The sequence below is a fragment of the Candidatus Ruminimicrobium bovinum genome (assembly GCF_902760015.1).
Taxonomy (GTDB): Bacteria; Elusimicrobiota; Endomicrobiia; order Endomicrobiales; family Endomicrobiaceae; genus Ruminimicrobium; species Ruminimicrobium bovinum.
On the sequence record NZ_CACWEU010000230.1, the window covers coordinates 1 to 19,430 of the forward strand.

Below are 19,430 nucleotides of genomic sequence, written 5' to 3' on the forward strand. Positions count from 1 at the left end.
AAATTGAAATCCGGAATGGTCAGAGTTTTGCAGGTTTTAAATATTGTTTTTCAGGTTTTGATTGTAATTTTGCTTATAGTGGCTTTTTTTATGAGCAGGGCTGCAAAAAAGTATGATTCCGACAGTTATGTTTTAAAAAAATCTGTTTTTGAACAAAGAAAAAATTATAACATTGATGAAACATTAAAATTTTGGCAGGAAGATTATTTTAAATTATCCGTGATACAAAAACAGATAGAAAAATCTTCGGCTTATGCGATAGCTATGAAGGAACTCGGTAATTATTTGCCGGAAGACGATTTGGTACATGCTGTTGCTATTGAAAATTCGGTTATGGAGTTTTTATTAAAGGTAAATAAACAGCATCTTGTCAAAAAAATAGAAGGAAAAGAAGTTCCTGTAGATTATGCGAATGTTTTGAAGAAACGTTTTGCAAACAGTGTATGTTTCGACAAAGAAGATATAAAGGTTGAATATGCTTCTCAACAGATAGAACAAAAAACGGTAACTGCACAATCCGAAAAATCGGAAAAAAACAATAAATCCAAAGAAATAACATTATTCGACAACGAAATAAAAGATTTGCCTAAAAATCCTAATATTAAGGTTCTTAAGGTAACCATGAAACTTGGAAAAAGGAAAGCAAATGAACAATAAAACGTTATTTTTTGTTATAAATGCCATAGTTTTTTTTATGGTATTGATGTTTGTTTATAATTTTGTTTATTTGAGAGCTTTGTCAGGATACAAAGATTCCAAAAAAACATATAAATCTTTAAAAAGTGCCAATTTGGATTTAAGCGGTTTTAATAAAATGAAAGCCAATGTTGATGAACGTCAGCCGGTTTATGATGAAACATTTGATAAATATAAAGATACTTTTATTACAAATGATGAAATTATACATGATTATGAGAATAAAGTCGTTGATATATTGACAAATAATGAAATAAAAAAATTTACAAAATCCGTTCAATATGTATTGGACGAAAATGAAATGAAAAATATATCTTTAAATTTGAATTTTAATATTCCCTATGATAATCTTTACTTTCTTTTATTTGATATTGAAAAGTTTTCTACTATAAATAAGTTCTTTATGACAAATAACAGTGATGTCGTTTTTGAATGTCGTCCTATATTGCATGAAATTGAATTGGATGAGTTTTTTATGGGCAGAAGCGGTTATATATCAACAGATAAATCTTTAAATGATGAAGATTTTAAAAAAGTTTATGATAAGTTGGTTCGTTTGGATAACCTTAATATTCCTTCTTGGAGGGATTTATTGCCGGTTCCGAGAAATCCGTTTATTTTAAATATATCACCGGAAAAAGCAAAAGCTTTAAAAAAGAAAATGGAAAAACCGAAACAAACTCCCGCAAAAATAAAAGATATTTATATAGAGGGAATTCTTTTTGAAAAAAATGCTCCGGTATGTGTTATAGAAGGTAATGTGTACAGAACAGGTAGTGTTTATAAGAAAGATGTTAAAATTATAAGAATTTTAAAAAACGGTATTATTGTTCAGTATAAAGGTTATAATTATAAAATAAAAACAAATTATGAATAAAAAATAAAACAGGAGAAATTATGAAAAAAATTTTTGCAATACTTATAAGTATTATGTTGTTGCAAACGAGTGGTTTTGCCGTAAATAGTGTTTCAACAAATACCGAAGAAGAAAAACCTCCTTTAATTTCTATTGATTTCCACGATACGTCATTATATTCCGTTTTGAATATATTGTCTCTTAAAACCGGAATGAAGTTGATTACGGATACCAGTTTATACGGGAAAAAAATAATGCTTTCTTTAAAAGATGTTACACCTGAAGAAGCATTGACTGCTTTGTTGGATACATATAACCTTTATTACATAAGGCAAGCAAATACAAATATATACATAATAAAAAGCAGGTCCGATGTTGCAAAGGTTTCCGTATCTAAAGTTGTTTTTTGTAATTATACAAATGCAACTTCAATTGCCACTATATTAAAAGAAAGTATTTCAAAAGACGGTAAAATTGTGGCTGATGCAAGAACAAATTCATTGGTTATAACCGATCTTGCAGATTCTATTGCAAAAATGGAAAATTTAATAAGATCAATAGATGTTCCGACTCAGCAAATTATGTTGGAAGCAAAAATTGTTGATGTTGATTTGTCAAAAGGTGTTTCTTTGGGAACAAGAATAAATAAAATTTACAGACAAAATCAAACAAATACTATTGTTGATGTTAATGATGATAAATCCGGTTTTAAAGATATTATACGTCATTCTTTTGTGGGAGCAACAAAAAGTACAGTAGAAGGTATTCCGCAAACTTTTGCTTCCGGATTAAATAATTCTTTTGCTTCAATCGGTGTTTCTATTTTGTCAGGTGATTGGATAATTGATGCGGCGATAGAGGCCGGTATAGAGGATAGAAATGCTAAAATATTAACGAATCCTAAATTATTGGTTTTAAATAATCAAGAGGCAAATATAGAAATTGTAGAGGAATATCCGTATGTTTCAAGTAAACAAATGTCAGACAACGGAACGATATCAACGAATGTTTCTTTTAAAGATATAGGTATGAAATTGAAAGTTAAACCTCAAATAAATAGGGATGGAACAATTATATTGCAAGTTTCTCCCGAACAAAATTTTAGAACGGGTGAATATAGTACATCTGCTGAAAATACACCTATTATAAAAACAAGTAAAACAACTACGACTCTTATGTTAAGAAGCGGAGAAACTGCTGCAATAGGCGGAATGATAAGGGAATCGGAAGATACCACAATAAATAAAATTCCTCTATTAGGAGATATTCCGATATTAGGTTATTTGTTTAAATCTGTTCAAAAAAATAAAACAAGATATGAACTTACCATATTTATAACGGCAAAAATTATTAATAATTAGGGCTTTTTATGGATAATAAAATACAAGCAAAAATATTGATAGTTGAAGATGATAAGGTAGCGTTAATCAGTTTGAAAACTGCATTGGAACCTGTTTTTGAGAAAGTTGAAGCTGCGGAAACGGGACAGTTTGCTAAAGATTTATCAAAAAATGAAAGTTTTGATATTGCTATTGTTGACTATAGGTTGCCGGATATAGACGGTGTCCATTTAATAAAAGATTTAAAAGACTCCGTTCCGGATATAATGACATTGGTTGTTACGGCTTATTCTTCAGTTGAGACCGCGATAGAATCGATTAAAATGGGTGCGTATGATTATGTTATAAAACCTTTAGATATTCCTTCACTCATACATACTATGCAGAATATGTTAGAAGACAGAAAAAGATTTTTTGAAGGCAAAACATATTTGGAAAAAAATATAGACAGCATAGAACAAAAATTTGATGATGAACAGGTTGTGGTGGGTAGCAAATTAGATAAATCTTTTACTTCATCATCAAAAGTGAAGAAATCATTTAATTTTAAAAATCTTTTAGAAACAGTAAAAAATTATTATTGGAGTTCTTATGAAAAATAGGAAAATAATTCTTTTTTTATTATCTTTTGTTTTAATTTTTCCGGGCATTTGTTTTGCTGCAGGTAAAATAACTAAAAATTCGGATTATTTTGAAGTAGGTACTGCTGATAAAAGAGATTATTCCGATATGGATGTTGATAGTATTCTTATTGATGCAAAAGATCTTTATTTTGATTTAAAATTGGAAGATGCAGAAGAAGCAGTTGATAATGTTTTGGATGTTGACTCAAAAAATGCAACGGCTCTTGCATTGAAGAGTAAAATTTCAAAAATAAGGGAAAAATATATTTTGTTTTTAAGGGAATTGATAGATAATTATGTTATAGAGTTGAATTCATGTGCAAAAACGGGTAATTTTTATGAAGGTTTTATGTATTATCGTAAAATAGAATTATTGGTTCCTGAGGCAGTTGATAAATTAGCTTATGCAAAATTATCCGAACAAAGAGATAAAGTTGCTGACAGAATTGATAACTTAAATTCCAGACAAAGATTTTTGGATTCCATTACTTTTTTTAGAGACGGGCAGTATACCAAGGCAAGTAAAATTGTTAATTCTTTATCAAAAAAAGATTCAAAATTTAATAATTATGCTGCAATGCTTTCAATGTATACTTTAAAAGAAAGAAGTATAAAAAGAGCAAGTGTAAATTATAAAAAAGCTTTAAAATATGTTAAAGCCGAAAGGTTTAATGAAGCTTTAAATGAGGCACAGATAGCTTTCGGGCTTGTTCAGGATGACGTTAAATTAAGAATATTAATAGAGCAAATTGATTTGGAAATAGAACTTGAAAGTTAATTTTTTTTATTGATTCAAAATGCTTCAACAATTTCAAAGAACAGTCCTTTTGTTCGGTCAGCCGTTTCTTGACAAATTATCAAAATCAAAGGTATTGGTTGTAGGTATAGGTGCCGTAGGCGGTTTTGCGGTTGAAATGCTTGCGCGTTTTGGTGTAGGTAATATTTATCTTGCAGATTTTGATGTAATACAAGAAAGTAATATAAACAGACAATTATATGCAACCCATTCAAATATAGGTAAAAAAAAGACATTGTTGGCTAAAGAAAGAATTGTTGATATAAATCCCGGTTGTAAAGTTAAAACTTTTAATTTATTTGTAAACAATGATACTTTTAATGAAATTTTTTCTGAAATTCCGGATATTGTTATAGATGCAATTGATTCTTATAGTCCTAAATTAAGGTTGATAGAGTATTGTTATAAAAATAATATAAAAATAATTTCTTCTATGGGTGCAGCTCTTAAAACAGATCCTTTAAGTATAAAATATTCCGACTTGTTTGAAACTCATCATTGTAAATTAGCAGAAAGGTTAAGAGGTGATCTTAGAAAAACGGGAATATCTCACGGTATTCCGTGTGTTTTTTCGGAACAAGCTCCTCAAGTAAAAGCTATTTTTGATAAAGATAATAGAAAAATTCTTGGCAGCAGTCCGGTAGTGACTTCTATTTTTGGTATTTTAATTGCAAATAAGGCAGTTGAATTTTTAATAAAAGAGGAAATATGAAAGAAATAATAATTGCAACAGGTAATAAACATAAAGTTATAGAAATTAAAGATATTCTTAAAGACTTACCTGTCAATATAAAACCAATGACGGATTTTGAAAAATATCCTGAAGTTATTGAGGATGGGAAAACTTTGCAGGATAATGCCATTAAAAAAGCAACTGAAGTTGCAAAATATTTTAATGCTTGGGCTATAGCTGACGATACAGGTCTTGAAGTTGCATATTTAAACGGAGCACCCGGAGTATATTCTTCAAGATATGCCGGGGAAAACTGCTCTTATGCCGATAATAATAATAAACTTTTAAAAGCGTTGGAAAATGCTGCACAAGAAAACAGACAGGCACAATTCAGATGTGTTATTGCCTTAAGTGATCCGCAAGGGAGAATTAAAATACTTGCCGAAGGTAAAATAAAAGGTTACATATCAACTTCTTTATCCGGTCAAACAGGTTTTGGCTACGATCCGTTATTTTTTGTTCCTAAATACGGAAAAACTTTTGCAGAGCTTGGTGAAGAAATTAAAAATAAAATAAGTCACAGAGCATTGGCATTACAACAATTTAAGATGAAATTGTGTCAAATTTGTCCGACAGATTGCAATCATCACCAAGTAACAAAGTAACATCGGCAAAGTTTTTAGGTGCCGGCAAAAGTAAAACATTTTCACAATCGAATAATTTACAAATTTTTGATACATTTTCATTGTTTATCAAATCTATAACAATAGTGTTATTTGTTTTGCTTGAACTGTTAGTCCAATTAAATACATCAAAACCGTTTTCTATAAGTTTGTTTGCAGCTTTACTTGCTAACCTTTTTTTATTTGAGGCATTCAATACTTCAACAATAATTTTATCGTTTAAAAAAGATTTGTTTTTATAAGAATCGTTTAAAAGTTGTAAAATCTTGTCTTTGTTTTTACTATCAATTTCAATTCTTCCTTTGCTTTTTATAGTCGGGATATCCGCAAATACAATATTAGGTTTTTTAATATTAAGTAAATATAATAAAAATTTTGGCTTTATGTCGGTATTTATGACATTATGTTTAATAAACATTGATATGTCAAAAATTTTAGTTCTGTCAAAATTATTAATTACGATTTTTATTAAGTGCATATTACTGCAAATGTAATTGTAATAATTTGTTTTATCCGTAATATTATTTAATAAATTTTGATCAATATTTTTATCGAATAATTTAAAGAAATCTTTAAATGTGTTTTTGTCAATATTTATAAAATAATCTGTTTTTATCGAATTATCAAATAACTCCTCAAACTCTTTGGATATGGATATAATTCTTTTATCATGTTCATATTCGGAATACAGCTGAGAAATAGTTTTTGTTTTTGTTCTTCTTTTTAAAATACTTATCTGTTCATTTATAAATATAATTTGTAATTTATATTTGTTCGGGAAATATTGTGCCAATAAAAAAATGGGAGTATTCTTTGCTTGATTTATATCATCTTCTATTACAAATAAAATATTTAAGTCTTTTGCATTTTTATATTTTTCATCCAATGAATAATATAAAAAACAAGATAACACAACAGGAATTAAAAAGATAATTAATAAAATTTTTTTGAGCATTTATTTATTATAATAATTCCAAATTTTAACTATATCGGGATGTAAAATTTGAAAATTTGAAACTACATATTTTATTTTATTCTGCAAAACAAGTTTAAAAATATTATTTAAATTTGAAAAGATATCTTTTTTTGACACCGGTAATTTATATTTTCTGTCGGCAGATAATGCATCGGCAACAAAAATAATTTTTTCTGTGTTTGTCATTTTTGTTCTGCCTACAGTATGGTTTTTTATTGCATTAATAATATTTTTGTTTTTTATATTAAAAATTTTTTTTGCAATATCTGCTCCTATAAAAGAATGTAACACTTGTGGAAGGTATGTTATTGTAAAATCATAATATTTTATGTTTATTTTATTTTTAACTATATATTTTGCTGCTTGCTCTGTGGTCATGCATTTTGCACAATCGTGCAGTAATGCCGCAATTGAAATTGTATGAATATCTTCATTATAAAATTTTGCTAATTTAACGGCCAGTTCATGAACGCACATTGTATGGTAATATCTTTTTGGAGTTAAATTCTTTTGTAAGTAATCAAATATTTTCTGTTCCATATAATTTATGTTTCCTTATATATTCAAAAACATCATTCGGTATATATTTTGTAACATTGATGTCTTTTTCTTTTAGCATTTGTTTTATTTTAGTCGATGAAATATTTTCTACAACCGTCTTACCTACAGTAGTAAAAGGATAATACTTGCCGGTGGAATCTATTTTTATGTCACCTCTTTGTAAAGTAAGAAAACCGAAATTTTGTGCGATATAGTCTATGTTTTTCCATGTGCCAAGTTTTATATAAGAATCTGAACCTACAAGTAATTTTATTTTGTCGGTTGTTTGTTTTTGTAAATAATCAAGAGTTTGATATGTGTAAATTACTTTTTTACTGTTTACTTCGAATAAATCTATAGAAAGTTCGTTAAAATTTTTAATTGCCAATTTTAACATGTTCACCCTGTCAGTTTGTGAAGCTTGTAATTTTACTTTGTGAGGGGGGAGATATGCCGGAACAAAAATAACGGATTTTAAATTGAATTCTTTTAAGGCAAGTAATGCCGTTTCTATATGTGCATTGTGAACCGGATCAAAAGATCCTCCGAAAATTGCTATATCAGCCATTATTTTTCTTCTTTAAATTATAGAATTTTAAATATTTTACAAATGAAGCAAATGCTCCTAACATTGCCCAAATAAAACCTTCAAATCCGTCTAAAAAACCTAATTTTAAACAATATTTTTTTAAAAAATCGGCAGGCGGCCTGAAAATTATATCCGTAATATGAAATTGTTTATTGTTTTGAGACATTTTTATTGCGCCTAAAGTTGTATAATTATCAAATTTTTCAAAATAATTATCAAAATTAGGACAAGTGTAATGATAAAAAACATTTTTCATTATACCTGTTCTTCCTTTCACTTTTAATTCTTCATGAATAATTCCACCGGAATATTTTGATAAAGATTTTTTTGCAAGTCTTAATCTATATTCTTTATTCATACCGGAGTGTTTCATTTTTTTACCCAAAAAAAAGTTTGTTCTTATAAGGGAAAAACCATCATATTCGGTATTTGGAATAGTTTGTGCTATTTCTTGTTTTAATTCCGGTGATAATACTTCGTCGGCATCAAGATGCAAAACCCAATCATTTGTTGCAAGTGACATTGCATAGTTTTTTTGATTTGAAAAAGAATCAAAATCTCTTTTAAAAATTTTTGCTCCGCATTGTTGTGCAACTTCTATTGTATTATCGGTTGAACCGCTATCAACAACTATTATCTCACTTACTAAGTCTTTAACGCTATTTAAAGATTTGGCAATATTTTTTTCTTCATTTTTTGCAATCATTACAAGTGATAAATTCATTTGTTTTTTATAATCTTACCTATAATAAAATTTTCAAATTTATTTCTGTTTTTAGAAAAATATTTTAATAACGAATTGTTATACATCTTTTTCTTATCAAAAGACATTTTGTCATCGCTTCCTAAACCTCCGTAATGATAAACTTCGCTTTCCGGAAGGTAACATATTTTTTTGCCGTTAAGTTTTAATTGTCTAAACAAATCCGTCTCTTCCAAATAAAAAAAATATCTTTCATCAAAACAACCGACATCTTGCATATATTTTTTGTTTATAATAAAACAGGCACCTCTTAAAGAATTGACGGTATAACATTTTCCCTGTTTGTAAAAATTTTCTTTTAGTGAAACATATAATTTTATAAAAGGTTTAAAAATTTCAGTCCATAAAGTTGCTTCAGGATATACGGATTTTTGAATAGTATTATTTTTTCTTAAAAGTCTTGGGCCTATAACGGCTATTTTATCATCGGAAATTATTTTGCTATACAGTTTTGAAATTGAATTTTTTTTGATTTCCGTATCCGTATTAATATAAAGTATAAAATTATTTTTTGCTAATTTAAAACCTTGGTTTGCCGCTTTTGCAAAACCTGCATTGTAATCATTTTTTATAATGTTCGTATTAGGATATAATTTTACAATTTCTTCAATTGAACCGTCGTTACTTGCATTGTCTATAACAATCCATTGTGCATTTTTTGAAGATGTTATATCATCATTATCATCTAAAGCTTTAAGACAATCAAAAATAACTGATTTTGAATTCCTTGTAACTAATACTATTGATAAATTTTGTGTCATAACTACAATTTTACAACCTTTTGTGATTTTATATTTTTTGTTGCATTTCTTGTATCAAAAACAAGTTTTGCTTTTTTTACTACTTCGGCATAATCAATATTTGTATGGTCTGTTAAAATCAGAACTGCATCGTATTTTGAAACATTTGAAATATTTTTTTCCGATTTTAAAATTTTATTTGCAATTTTAACTGTCGGAACGTAGCTGTCGTAAAATGAAAGTTTAGCTTGCTTTTTTATTAATAAAGTCATTACATCAAGTGCGGGAGATTCTCTTAAATCAGCTACATCTTTTTTATATGCAACTCCTAAAACGAGTATTTTTGAATTTTTTATTGATTTTGCTTTTTCATTTAATGTGTCTGCAAGTTTTGTTACCACATATTCAGGCATTTTGGAATTTATTTCACCTGCAAGTTCTATAAATCTTGAATAAAAATTTAATGTTTTTAATTTCCAAGATAAATAATGCGGATCAAGCGGAATGCAATGACCGCCTATTCCGGGACCGGGAGTAAATTTCATAAAGCCGAAAGGTTTTGTTGCAGAAGCATCAATTATTTCCCAAACATTTAAACCCAATCTGTCGCACATTAAAGCAACTTCGTTAACCAACCCTATATTTACTGCTCTGAATGTATTTTCCAAAAGTTTTACCATTTCTGCCGCTTGTGTTGAAGATACTTTATGCACTTTTGTAAAACTACCGTAAACTTGGCAAGCTAAATTTGTAGATTTATCACAAATGCCTCCCACAACTTTTGTTGTATTTGCTATTGTCCAATTTTTATTTGCCGGGTCTATTCTTTCAGGACTGAATGCCAAAAAGAAATCTTTCCCGCCTTTTAAGCCCGTTTCTTCAAGCATAGGAAGCACTAATTCTTTTGTTGTTCCCGGATATGTTGTTGATTCAAGTATTATAAGTTGACCTGTTTTTAAATTATCTTTTATTTCGTTTGTTGCAGAAACTATATATGAAACGTCCGGGTCTTTTGATTTTCTTAACGGTGTAGGAACACAAATTATTACAACATCAAGTTTTGCAATTGCTTTAAAGTTTGTTGTTGCCGATAATTTTTTTGATGTTACAAGTTCTTTAATATCTTCTGTTTTTATATCACCGATATAAGATTTTTTGTTATTTATATTTTCAACTTTTTTTGAATCAACTTCCAAACCTGTAACCGTAAAACCTTTTTTGGCAAGTTCAACTGCTAAAGGTAAGCCAACATAACCTAAACCTATTATGCCTATTTTTGCTTGTTTTGATTCAATTTTCTTTGATAACTTGTTATGCATTTTATTCCTCTAATATTTGATTCAATTTTATAAAATTTTGCTTAGCAAAATTTTAAAGTTTTACGTTTTTAAACCAACTTTTATTTTCCAAATACCAATCTACAGTATTTTTTATTCCTTTTTCCAAAGAAATTGTCGGTTTCCAATTTAATATTTTTTTTGCTTTTGAAATATCCGCCCATGTTGAAACTATATCTGCTTTATGAAACGGCTTTTTGTTTATCTTTGCTTTTTTACCTAAATATTTTTCTATCATATTTATAACGGTATTTAATGAAATGGGGTTGTTTCCTCCGCCTAAATTCATAACTTCAAACCCTACTTTTTTTAATGCTTTTATTGTTCCGTTTGCAATATCATCTACATAAGTAAAATCTCTGCTTTGAGAACCGTCTCCGAAAAGTTCAATAGGTGTTCCTTCATCTATCCATTTAATAAACCTTATTATACTCATATCCGGTCTGCCGGCAGGACCATATACGGTAAAGTATCTTACAATACTTATATCAATTCCGTATAAGTGGTGGTATGAATAGCACATTGCTTCAGCACCTTTTTTTGATGCGGCATAAGGCGAAATAGGTGTGTTAACAGCCAATGTTTCGGTAAACGGCATTTTTTGTCCTGCATATAATGATGAAGTTGATGCCAAAACAAATTTGTTTATTTTATATTGTCTGCATAAATCAAGTAAATTTAAAGTTCCTAAAGTATTTGTTGTAACGTAAACAAAAGGATTTTCCATGCTATAACGAACACCTGCACGTGCAGCTAAATTTATTACTGAAGAAAAACTATGCTTTGCAAATATTTTCTCCATAGCTTTTTTATCTTCAATATCTGCTTTGTAAAATTTAAAATTTTTGTATTTTTTAAGTTGTTTTAATCTGTAATTTTTTATTCGGACATCGTAATAATCATTAATGTTGTCTATGCCTATAATTTCTTTTTTTGATTTTAATAAAAATTCAGCGGTTTTATTTGCAATAAAACCGGCAACTCCGGTAACTAAAATTTGCTTTTTTAAGTTTTTCATTTTTTACCTCTGTTTTTATATAAACCTAAAATTAAAAAATATTTTATAAATATTTGTGTAGTATTATATCATTTTAATTATATGAAATAAAATGTATAATATGGAAAATAGTAACGGATTAAAATTTTTAGGGGATATAAAATGTTTGAAATATTAAATTATATTTTTGCAGGCGGGATTGTCTTTTCGCATGTTATAGGGTATATTGTATCAATTTTTGCTTTTCTTTTTATTTATAAAAATTGGGATACGATAAAAAGAGATAATATTATTATTTGTATAGTTGCTTTCTTAGTATATGGTTTTGTTTTAGCTTGTTTTTGTGAGTATAAAAAAGATTCTTTTGAAGAAATGTTCACTTATCTTACAAGTTGGTTGCCTCCTTTTATTTTAGGTTACTATATTACCGATAATTTAAAAAAAGAAAAGACAATAAATATTTATATTATTGTATTTACGGCAGTGATAGCATTTTCTGTTTTGGCTTATTTCGGATTTTTTTATGAACAAATAGCAGGGTCAAGATTGGCACATAGAGGTAAAATTTTAAACGGTTTGATGTGGCATATATCATTGGGTGCAATGAGTATTCTGTTATCTTGTTTTTCTTTAATACATTTGTTATTTAAAAAAAATCTATCAAATAAACAAAAAATTATTTTATCGGCGCTTACCGTATTTTTTATGGTTTCATTGTACTTAACAAGTTCAAGAGGTTATTATATTGCAGGTTTTATAACATATTTGAGTATATTTGTTTTTTATTTTTATAAAACAAGAAAATTAAAAATTCCTATTATTATATTTTCGTTAGGTTTAATTTTAGTGGCAGTTTTATTTTCAAATAATGAATATATGCAAAAAAGGATAGAAAATACGTCAATAACAAAAGAAAAAAACTTAACAGACAGAATAGAAGGATGTAAAACCGCATTAGCCATTATAAAACATTATCCTTTTTTCGGTGTAGGGCCAAGGCAGGCAGTAAAACAAGCAGAGTTTTATGAAATTACAAAACTTTCTAAGGAAGATAACAGCAGACATCTGCATTCAATGTATTTGAATATTTTTGCGGAATTCGGAATTATAGGTTTTATAATTTTTATATTAATGATATTCTTTATTATAAAACGATTGTATTTGCAATATAAACAAGAAAGCTCTTTACTTGCTTTATGCTTGCTATTTGCTTGGATGTCATTATTAATTGGGGATTGTTTTGATACGGTTCTTAGAGGTCCGAGAGTTGCGATGGATTATTTTTGGTTAACAGGTTTAATTTTGGCTTCAGAAAAAAAATTAAAAGAATAAAATTTTTGACAGAATAAACGGAGGAGACATGTTTAGAAAATTGTTCTTCTTAAATTGTTTGTTTTTGTTTTTTGGGGCTTTTTGTTATGCGGATGTTCCTAATGAAATTCGTTATAACGGAAAACTAAAGGAGTATAAAATAGAGGTAAACGGAATAAAACAAATGAATTTTAAACTTTATCCTGTTGAAATCGGAGGAACGGCTTTATGGGAATCCGGTCCTGAAAATATAAAGGTGTCAAGCGGAATATTTACTTATGTAATTAAACCTTCAATGACACAGGTGGATTGGAGAAACAAAGATATTTATCTTGAAATAGAAATAGACGGCAAAAAATTGGAACCGAGAGAAAAATTACTTGCAGTTCCGTATTCGTTACATTCAAATACAACAGAATCTGCAAGTGTTAAAGAAGGAACGGAATTTTTTGTAACTGTCGGAAACTCAAAAAATTTCAGTGTTGATAAAGATAATGTAAAATTTATTAACGAAAATGGTGTTGAATTTTATATGGTTCCGAAAGGGGCAATTATAATTTGGTCGGGTTCGGCAGATAAAATTCCTACCGGCTGGGCTTTGTGTGACGGAACAAACGGAACTCCTGATTTAAGAGGAAAATTTGTTTTAGGATCTTTTTCCGAAACAGGAAACAAATACTCTGTCGGTCAAACCGGCGGAGAAGAAGAGCATACTTTAACAATAGATGAAATGCCAAGCCATAATCACACTTGGCTTTTTGGATTGGAAACTGATGACAGCGGAACAGGTGGCTCGTTGGATGAATATACGAGAAAGCCTGGTAATATTACGGATAGTATTGGATATGTCGGTGGCTCTCGACCTCATAATAATATGCCACCATATTATTCGTTGTGTTATATTATGAAAAAATGATATTTAGATTAGTTATGTCGAAAAAAAATTGCTTTAGTTGGTACATATTTGATTAATATATAAACTAAATAATTTTAAGAATAAATAAAATGTTTCAAGATTTTAAAACAAAAATTATTTTTTTAGGTTCAATTTTTTTTATTACTTTTATTTGTTATTTGCTTTTCAGGTTTTTAATATTGTTTTGTTACGATGATGTTTTTGTAACATTAAACAGCACGGATATTTTATTTTCTTTTCTGTATGGAATAAAATTTGATGTTTCAATTATTTCATTAATATACATACCTTTTTTCTTTTTATTATTGCTCCCAATAAAATCAAAAAAAACAGCAGATATTTTGTTACTTGGTATATTTTTTACTTTTTTGCTGCAGATTATAATTTTAATTTCGGATTTTATTTACTTCCCGGAAGCTAAAAGACACATTGCTGATGAGTTGGCAAATATCTGGACGGAACGGATGTATATTGTCAGTTATATTATAGATAAAATGCTTGTGTTTACAATATTACTTTTAACTTCATTCTTTTTTATTTGTTATTTGCTTATAAAATTATTTAATAAAACAATTATATATAAAAATGTAAAGTTAACAAAAAATATAATTGTTATCTTTATTATAATGTCTGTAATGCTTTTAATGTTTAGAGGAAAATTAACGGATAAACCGTTAAATATAACGGATATTTATAAAATGACAAACAGCATACCTCAAGCTACATTATCATTAAATCCTGTTTTTACATCTGTTCATACTTTAAGAAAAAAAGATATATCGTTTAAAAATAATTATCCTGCAGATATGGCTTTTAGTAATTCACAAAAATTGTTGTTATCCGAAAATGAAAAAATTATAGATTCAAAATATCCTTTAATGAGACAAATTGAAATTGGCGGGAAAGAAAAAAATTATAATGTTTTTATAGTGTTACTTGAAAGTTGGTCCCCAAAATATATAGACGGTTATTCTCATAATAATTACGGAGTTACTCCGAACATAGATAATATAATTTCCGAGTCAATTGTTTTTACAAATGCTTATGCGGCAGGTATAAGAAGTATTTATGGAATATCTGCAGCTTTTGCCGGTGTTTCTTTGGTTCCGGGATTACAACATTTTGCTTACGGATTGGAACTAAATAATATTTTTTCCATAGCTGATATTTTTCCGAAAGATGTTTATTATAAATCATTTATGCAATCTTCAAAAAGAGAATCGTATAAGCTGTGTGATATTGCAAAAAATATTTTTCATGTTGATGAAACTTTCGGAAAGGAAGATATGCCTAATCTGATGAATTATACAGGTAAACATCATTTCGGATATGATTACGATTTACTAATGTTTTCTTCGGATAAAGCAACTGAAAAATTCAAACAGAATAAAAAGTTTTTTATTTTTACATTTACCGGAACTACACATACTCCGTTTAATTCAACAGTCCCTGAATTTGATAAATATCCGAGAACAACAGATGAAAATAAATATTTGAATACATTGTATTATTCTGATTATTCTATAGGGCAACTGATTGAAAAAAGTAAAAAAGAAGGGTGGTTTGATAATACAATTTTTATATTTTTAGCGGATCATAATTTGAATACAACAGTAAAAACCGATAATTTAAAAGAAAAATTTAATATTCCTTTTATAATATATGCACCGAAAATATTTAAACCTCAAAAAATAAATTATACGGTTTCTCAATTGGATATTATTCCTACTTTGTGTCATATACTAAATACAAATAAACCTTTTGTTGCTTTAGGCAAAAATGCTTTAGATGAAACAACCGAGCATTTTGCTTTAGTTACTGAAGGAACAAATTTAGCAATAATTTGTGATAATTATTATATGAAACATAACAGACAAAAAGTTTTGGAAACAAATGCAACCGAAGGTTCTGAAGAATATAGAAAAATGGAAGATTCTATTTTATCTTTAGATAAGTCAATTACCGAGGCGTTTAAACATAATATTTGGTATAAATAAATTTATGTGTTTTTTAAAAAGTTGAAATTTAAAGAAAAAGATGAAAATAAAAGAAGATTTGTTATTTACAAAAAAGTTTTTATTTTTTTTAATTATAGTTATTGCTTTTGTTGTGTTTTTTCACAGGTTGGGTGAAGCACCTTTAAGCGGGGACGGAATAGGTTACGGACAAATTGCAAAGGAAATGACCATAACAGGTGATTATTTAACGCCGTATCATGACGGTGTTCCCGTATTTTATACAAGCAAACCGCCGTTAATTTATTGGATGATGGTTGTAAGCGGTAAAGTTTTCGGTTTTAACAATTTTTCGGCAAAATTACCTTCGGCTATTTTGGCTTTTTTATCCGTAATAATAATGTTTTTGTTTATAAGCAGATATTGGAATTATATAACTGCTTTTTTTACATCAATAATTTTAATTTTTACGCAACAATATTTACATCATGGACGCAGTTGTATAACGGACGGACCGTTTGCAACTTTTTTTATTTTGGCGGTTATTTCTTTTTGGATAGCTGCAAATGAAAAAAAATTTATTTGCTATTATCTGATGTCGCTTTTTATAGGGCTTGCAATTATGACAAAACAAGCATCAGGTTTGTTGATATATTTTGTTATTTTCGGATATATTATATTATCTAAAGATAGAGCCACATTAAAAAATATTCATTTGTATATTTCATTTATATTGGTCCCGATAATAGTTTTACCGTGGCATATTGCAATGTATCAAAAATTCGGAATGGAATTTGTTCAAGAATATTTTTGTTCAACCGTTAATAATATTCAAGGATGGGGTAACGGTAGTCCGGGAAAAATAAATTATAATATTTCAACGGGACAATATAATTTGTTTTCCGGATGGTATGTATATTTTCAACAAGTAATAAATAATTATTGGCCATGGTTTCCTTTGCTTGTTTACGGACTTTATAAAAAGTTAAAGAACATTAAAATAATAATAAGAGAAAATTTAAAAAAAGATATTTTTGTTTTATGTTGGGTTTTAATTCCGTTTATTCTTTTTCAAATAGCAAGCAAAAAAAACGGTAATTATTTAAACCCGTTGTACCCTGCATTTGCTTTGATTTGTGCAGAAGTTTTAAGTTCTTTTTCACAAAAAACGGTTAGAATAATTATGAAAATATTTATTATTGTTTCAATAAGTGTATCAACACTTTTTATATGTTTTCCTATAGTATCTAAAACCATAGATGCGCAAAAATTAACGGATCCGGTAAAATTAATTCCGACTCTAAATACTATTGATAAAAACGAAAAAATAATAATCAGGCAAGATGATTGGTTTGTTTTTTCTTCAATGTTTTTATTTTATGCCGACAGAGGAAATATTACGGTTACCGATAACGAATTTGAAGATAAAATAGAAGAAGAAAAAAAATATTACTTTGCATCTTATAAAGATGATTTTATGACGACACTTTTGGATAAATATAAAGATAGAATAAAAATATTGGCAGAAACAAAAAGAACGATATTATTTACAAATTAAAATGCTTAAAAAATTAAAAAATTTTATTACTAACAAAACGGATAATTCTTATTTTCAGTTTATAAAATATTTTTTTGCAAGCGGTATAGCTTTGTTTGCAGATGTATCAATTCTTTTTATACTAACGGAATATTTTAATGTGTATTACATCGTATCTGCGACTATATCTTTTTTGGCAGGAATAGCAATCACTTATATTTTAAGTAAGTTTTACATTTTTACAAAAACAAAAATACACAATAAAATAAATGAATTTACAGTATTTCTTGTAATAGGAATTATCGGATTAATACTAAATAATATATTCCTTTATATCTTTACTGAATATTTTGGTATATACTATATGTTATCTAAAATTTTTGTTATAATAGTTACATATTTATGGAATTATTTTGCAAGAAAAAAATTTATTTTCAGTTAAATAAAAGAGGATTTTATGACAAAGACGGCAATAATAATAGGTGCGGGACCTGCAGGGCTTACTGCTGCTTATGAGTTACTTACAAAAACAGATATAAAACCTGTAATTTTTGAAGCTACAGGTGATATCGGTGGTATATCAAAAACTTTTAATTATAAAAATAACAGAATGGATATAGGCGGGCACAGATTTTTTTCAAAGTCCGATACGGTAATGAAATGGTGGACGGATTTAATGCCTATACAAACGGTTCCTTCAAGTGATGATATTTTATTAAACAGAGAAATTGAACTTTCAAAAAATAACAAAGAAATTAATCCCGATAAAACAGATGATGTAATGCTTGTTCGAAACAGACTTTCGAGAATATATTTTTTAAAAACTTTTTTTGATTATCCGGTATCTTTATCTTTTTCGACATTAAAAAATTTAGGAATAACAAGAATAATAAAAATAGGTTTAAGTTATGTTTACAGTATATTATTTAAAAGAGAAGAAAAAAATCTTGAAGATTTTATGATAAACAGATTCGGGAAAGAATTGTATTTGACTTTTTTTAAAGATTACACTCATAAAGTTTGGGGGGTATTACCAAAAGATATTCCTGCAGACTGGGGAACACAAAGGATAAAAGGCGTATCGGTAATAAAAGTGCTTCAACAAGCATTGAAAAAAGTTTTTGTCCCCGAAAAAGATTTGAATCAAAAAAATACGGAAACAAGTTTGATTGAAAAATTTTATTATCCTAAATTCGGTCCCGGACATTTTTGGGAGACCGTTGCAAAAAAAATTGAAGAATTAGGCGGTAAAATAGAATTTAACAAAAAAATAATAAATTTTGAAACGGAAAATAATATTATAAAAACGGTTGTTGATCAAACAGGTAATAAATACGAAGCCGATTTTGTATTTTCAACAATGCCCGTAAAAGATTTGATAAACGGTTTTGATAAAAAAGATGGTAAAGTTGAAACGATAGCTGACGGTTTAGAATATAGAAGTTTTATAACGGTCGGGTTGCTTGTAAAAGATATGGTAATAAAAAACAATACCAAGTTGCAGTCTTATAAAAACAGAGTTCCGGATACGTGGATATATATACAGGAGAGAGAAGTGAAATTGGGAAGACTACAGATATTTAACAATTGGAGCCCTTATTTAGTTAAAGATTATGAAAATACCGTATGGTTAGGCCTTGAATATTTTTGTAACGAAGGCGATGATATGTGGAATACCAAGGATGAAGATTTTATAAGTTTTGCAAAGAAAGAGTTAGCCCGAATACGAATAATAAATGAAGAAGATGTTATAGATAGTTGCTTAGTAAGAATGCCAAAAGCATATCCCGGATATTTCGGAACATATAAAAATTTTGATGTAATTAAAAAGTTTGTAAATAAATATGAAAATTTATTTTTAATAGGAAGAAACGGTATGCATCGATATAATAATATGGACCATTCAATGCTTACGGCAATAACCGCCGTTTCAAATATAATAAACGGTATTAAAACAAAGGATAATATTTGGTCTGTTAATACTGAACAGAAATACCACGAAAGCAAATAACTACTGTTAGGGTTAAATACATTTTGCCGTTTTTGAAAGGTAAAAAAATTCCATAGGTGAAAACAATCTGTTATTAATGTTAAGATGTCTG

Annotated in this window: 20 protein-coding genes; 13 read left to right on the top strand and 7 right to left on the bottom strand. The window is 28.1% G+C overall.

Translation table 11 applies throughout. The features are described 5' to 3' along the window. The 7 genes from ACMUOV_RS07715 to ACMUOV_RS07745 all read left to right on the top strand — a co-directional run. Window positions 1-657: hypothetical protein (locus ACMUOV_RS07715; protein WP_413854555.1), on the top strand; the 657-nt coding region annotated here is incomplete at its 5' end. Next, entirely contained in the window at window positions 647-1,573 is a 927-nt protein-coding gene (locus tag ACMUOV_RS07720; protein ID WP_413854556.1) for a hypothetical protein, read from the top strand. The genes ACMUOV_RS07715 and ACMUOV_RS07720, both read left to right, overlap by 11 nt. Window positions 1,574-1,593: 20 nt before the next feature. Next, window positions 1,594-2,913, top strand: a complete 1,320-nt coding sequence (locus ACMUOV_RS07725; protein WP_413854557.1) for a secretin N-terminal domain-containing protein — start codon at window positions 1,594-1,596, stop codon at window positions 2,911-2,913. Between the two features lie 8 nt (window positions 2,914-2,921). Beyond that, entirely contained in the window at window positions 2,922-3,494 is a 573-nt protein-coding gene (locus ACMUOV_RS07730) for a response regulator (protein WP_413854558.1), read from the top strand. Next, the gene (locus ACMUOV_RS07735; RefSeq protein WP_413854559.1) at window positions 3,484-4,293 is read left to right on the top strand and encodes a hypothetical protein; all 810 of its coding nucleotides are present in this window, start codon (window positions 3,484-3,486) and stop codon (window positions 4,291-4,293) included. Before ACMUOV_RS07730 ends, ACMUOV_RS07735 begins: the two co-directional genes overlap by 11 nt. 19 nt (window positions 4,294-4,312) lie before the next feature. Next, window positions 4,313-5,023 (top strand): ThiF family adenylyltransferase, encoded by a 711-nt coding sequence (locus ACMUOV_RS07740; RefSeq protein ID WP_413854560.1) that lies wholly within the window; start codon window positions 4,313-4,315, stop codon window positions 5,021-5,023. Continuing rightward, complete coding sequence (locus ACMUOV_RS07745; RefSeq protein WP_413854561.1) at window positions 5,020-5,649, top strand: XTP/dITP diphosphatase; 630 nt, start codon at window positions 5,020-5,022, stop codon at window positions 5,647-5,649. The genes ACMUOV_RS07740 and ACMUOV_RS07745 overlap by 4 nt, the downstream gene beginning before the upstream one ends. Here ACMUOV_RS07745 and ACMUOV_RS07750 read toward each other — a convergent pair. The 7 genes from ACMUOV_RS07750 to ACMUOV_RS07780 are packed head-to-tail and all read right to left on the bottom strand — an operon-like array spanning window position 5,588 to window position 11,630. After that, window positions 5,588-6,622, bottom strand: coding sequence for a LytR C-terminal domain-containing protein (locus ACMUOV_RS07750; protein WP_413854562.1), 1,035 nt, complete (start codon window positions 6,620-6,622; stop codon window positions 5,588-5,590). The two genes, ACMUOV_RS07745 and ACMUOV_RS07750, sit on opposite strands and share 62 nt — an antisense overlap. Continuing rightward, window positions 6,623-7,183 (bottom strand): bis(5'-nucleosyl)-tetraphosphatase (symmetrical) YqeK, encoded by a 561-nt coding sequence (gene yqeK, locus ACMUOV_RS07755; protein ID WP_413854563.1) that lies wholly within the window; start codon window positions 7,181-7,183, stop codon window positions 6,623-6,625. It lies immediately after the preceding gene. Continuing rightward, entirely contained in the window at window positions 7,164-7,751 is a 588-nt protein-coding gene (nadD, locus tag ACMUOV_RS07760; protein WP_413854564.1) for a nicotinate (nicotinamide) nucleotide adenylyltransferase, read from the bottom strand. The genes yqeK and nadD overlap by 20 nt, the downstream gene beginning before the upstream one ends. Continuing rightward, entirely contained in the window at window positions 7,744-8,496 is a 753-nt protein-coding gene (locus ACMUOV_RS07765; protein ID WP_413854565.1) for a glycosyltransferase family 2 protein, read from the bottom strand. Before ACMUOV_RS07765 ends, nadD begins: the two co-directional genes overlap by 8 nt. Further along, on the bottom strand, window positions 8,493-9,296 hold the full coding sequence (locus tag ACMUOV_RS07770) for a glycosyltransferase family 2 protein (protein ID WP_413854566.1): 804 nt from the start codon (window positions 9,294-9,296) through the stop codon (window positions 8,493-8,495). The genes ACMUOV_RS07765 and ACMUOV_RS07770 overlap by 4 nt, the downstream gene beginning before the upstream one ends. A 2-nt stretch (window positions 9,297-9,298) precedes the next feature. Then, on the bottom strand, window positions 9,299-10,594 hold the full coding sequence (locus ACMUOV_RS07775; RefSeq protein ID WP_413854567.1) for a nucleotide sugar dehydrogenase: 1,296 nt from the start codon (window positions 10,592-10,594) through the stop codon (window positions 9,299-9,301). Between the two features lie 52 nt (window positions 10,595-10,646). Continuing rightward, a complete protein-coding gene (locus ACMUOV_RS07780; protein ID WP_413854568.1) occupies window positions 10,647-11,630 on the bottom strand; it encodes a GDP-mannose 4,6-dehydratase in 984 nt (327 codons plus the stop codon). 141 nt (window positions 11,631-11,771) lie between these two features. On the opposite strand from ACMUOV_RS07780, the gene ACMUOV_RS07785 reads away from it, so the two are divergent. The 6 genes from ACMUOV_RS07785 (at window position 11,772) to ACMUOV_RS07810 (ending at window position 19,339) form a co-directional block, all read left to right on the top strand. Beyond that, window positions 11,772-12,941: an O-antigen ligase family protein gene (locus tag ACMUOV_RS07785; protein WP_413854569.1), complete on the top strand. Its 1,170-nt coding sequence runs from the start codon at window positions 11,772-11,774 to the stop codon at window positions 12,939-12,941. A 28-nt stretch (window positions 12,942-12,969) separates the two neighbouring features. Next, window positions 12,970-13,836, top strand: a complete 867-nt coding sequence (locus tag ACMUOV_RS07790) for a hypothetical protein (RefSeq protein ID WP_413854570.1) — start codon at window positions 12,970-12,972, stop codon at window positions 13,834-13,836. An 89-nt stretch (window positions 13,837-13,925) separates the two neighbouring features. After that, window positions 13,926-15,833 carry an LTA synthase family protein gene (locus ACMUOV_RS07795; RefSeq protein ID WP_413854571.1) on the top strand — a complete coding sequence of 636 codons (1,908 nt, stop codon included), beginning with the start codon at window positions 13,926-13,928 and terminating at the stop codon, window positions 15,831-15,833. Between the two features lie 40 nt (window positions 15,834-15,873). Continuing rightward, the gene (locus tag ACMUOV_RS07800; RefSeq protein WP_413854572.1) at window positions 15,874-17,349 is read left to right on the top strand and encodes an ArnT family glycosyltransferase; all 1,476 of its coding nucleotides are present in this window, start codon (window positions 15,874-15,876) and stop codon (window positions 17,347-17,349) included. 1 nt (window position 17,350) lies between these two features. Beyond that, complete coding sequence (locus ACMUOV_RS07805; protein WP_413854573.1) at window positions 17,351-17,770, top strand: GtrA family protein; 420 nt, start codon at window positions 17,351-17,353, stop codon at window positions 17,768-17,770. Between the two features lie 15 nt (window positions 17,771-17,785). Continuing rightward, complete coding sequence (locus tag ACMUOV_RS07810; protein WP_413854574.1) at window positions 17,786-19,339, top strand: NAD(P)/FAD-dependent oxidoreductase; 1,554 nt, start codon at window positions 17,786-17,788, stop codon at window positions 19,337-19,339. The last annotated feature ends 91 nt before the right edge of the window (window positions 19,340-19,430 follow it).

Coding starts and splice junctions, on each gene's coding strand:
- ACMUOV_RS07725 (WP_413854557.1), top strand. CDS start 1,594: ATGAAAAAAATTTTTGCAATACTTATAAGTATTATGTTGTTGCAAACG.
- ACMUOV_RS07810 (WP_413854574.1), top strand. CDS start 17,786: ATGACAAAGACGGCAATAATAATAGGTGCGGGACCTGCAGGGCTTACT.
- ACMUOV_RS07785 (WP_413854569.1), top strand. CDS start 11,772: ATGTTTGAAATATTAAATTATATTTTTGCAGGCGGGATTGTCTTTTCG.
- ACMUOV_RS07735 (WP_413854559.1), top strand. CDS start 3,484: ATGAAAAATAGGAAAATAATTCTTTTTTTATTATCTTTTGTTTTAATT.
- ACMUOV_RS07790 (WP_413854570.1), top strand. CDS start 12,970: ATGTTTAGAAAATTGTTCTTCTTAAATTGTTTGTTTTTGTTTTTTGGG.
- ACMUOV_RS07795 (WP_413854571.1), top strand. CDS start 13,926: ATGTTTCAAGATTTTAAAACAAAAATTATTTTTTTAGGTTCAATTTTT.
- ACMUOV_RS07745 (WP_413854561.1), top strand. CDS start 5,020: ATGAAAGAAATAATAATTGCAACAGGTAATAAACATAAAGTTATAGAA.
- ACMUOV_RS07775 (WP_413854567.1), bottom strand. CDS start 10,594: ATGCATAACAAGTTATCAAAGAAAATTGAATCAAAACAAGCAAAAATA.
- ACMUOV_RS07740 (WP_413854560.1), top strand. CDS start 4,313: ATGCTTCAACAATTTCAAAGAACAGTCCTTTTGTTCGGTCAGCCGTTT.
- ACMUOV_RS07765 (WP_413854565.1), bottom strand. CDS start 8,496: ATGAATTTATCACTTGTAATGATTGCAAAAAATGAAGAAAAAAATATT.
- ACMUOV_RS07730 (WP_413854558.1), top strand. CDS start 2,922: ATGGATAATAAAATACAAGCAAAAATATTGATAGTTGAAGATGATAAG.
- ACMUOV_RS07720 (WP_413854556.1), top strand. CDS start 647: ATGAACAATAAAACGTTATTTTTTGTTATAAATGCCATAGTTTTTTTT.
- nadD (WP_413854564.1), bottom strand. CDS start 7,751: ATGGCTGATATAGCAATTTTCGGAGGATCTTTTGATCCGGTTCACAAT.
- ACMUOV_RS07800 (WP_413854572.1), top strand. CDS start 15,874: ATGAAAATAAAAGAAGATTTGTTATTTACAAAAAAGTTTTTATTTTTT.
- ACMUOV_RS07770 (WP_413854566.1), bottom strand. CDS start 9,296: ATGACACAAAATTTATCAATAGTATTAGTTACAAGGAATTCAAAATCA.
- ACMUOV_RS07750 (WP_413854562.1), bottom strand. CDS start 6,622: ATGCTCAAAAAAATTTTATTAATTATCTTTTTAATTCCTGTTGTGTTA.
- ACMUOV_RS07805 (WP_413854573.1), top strand. CDS start 17,351: ATGCTTAAAAAATTAAAAAATTTTATTACTAACAAAACGGATAATTCT.
- ACMUOV_RS07780 (WP_413854568.1), bottom strand. CDS start 11,630: ATGAAAAACTTAAAAAAGCAAATTTTAGTTACCGGAGTTGCCGGTTTT.
- yqeK (WP_413854563.1), bottom strand. CDS start 7,183: ATGGAACAGAAAATATTTGATTACTTACAAAAGAATTTAACTCCAAAA.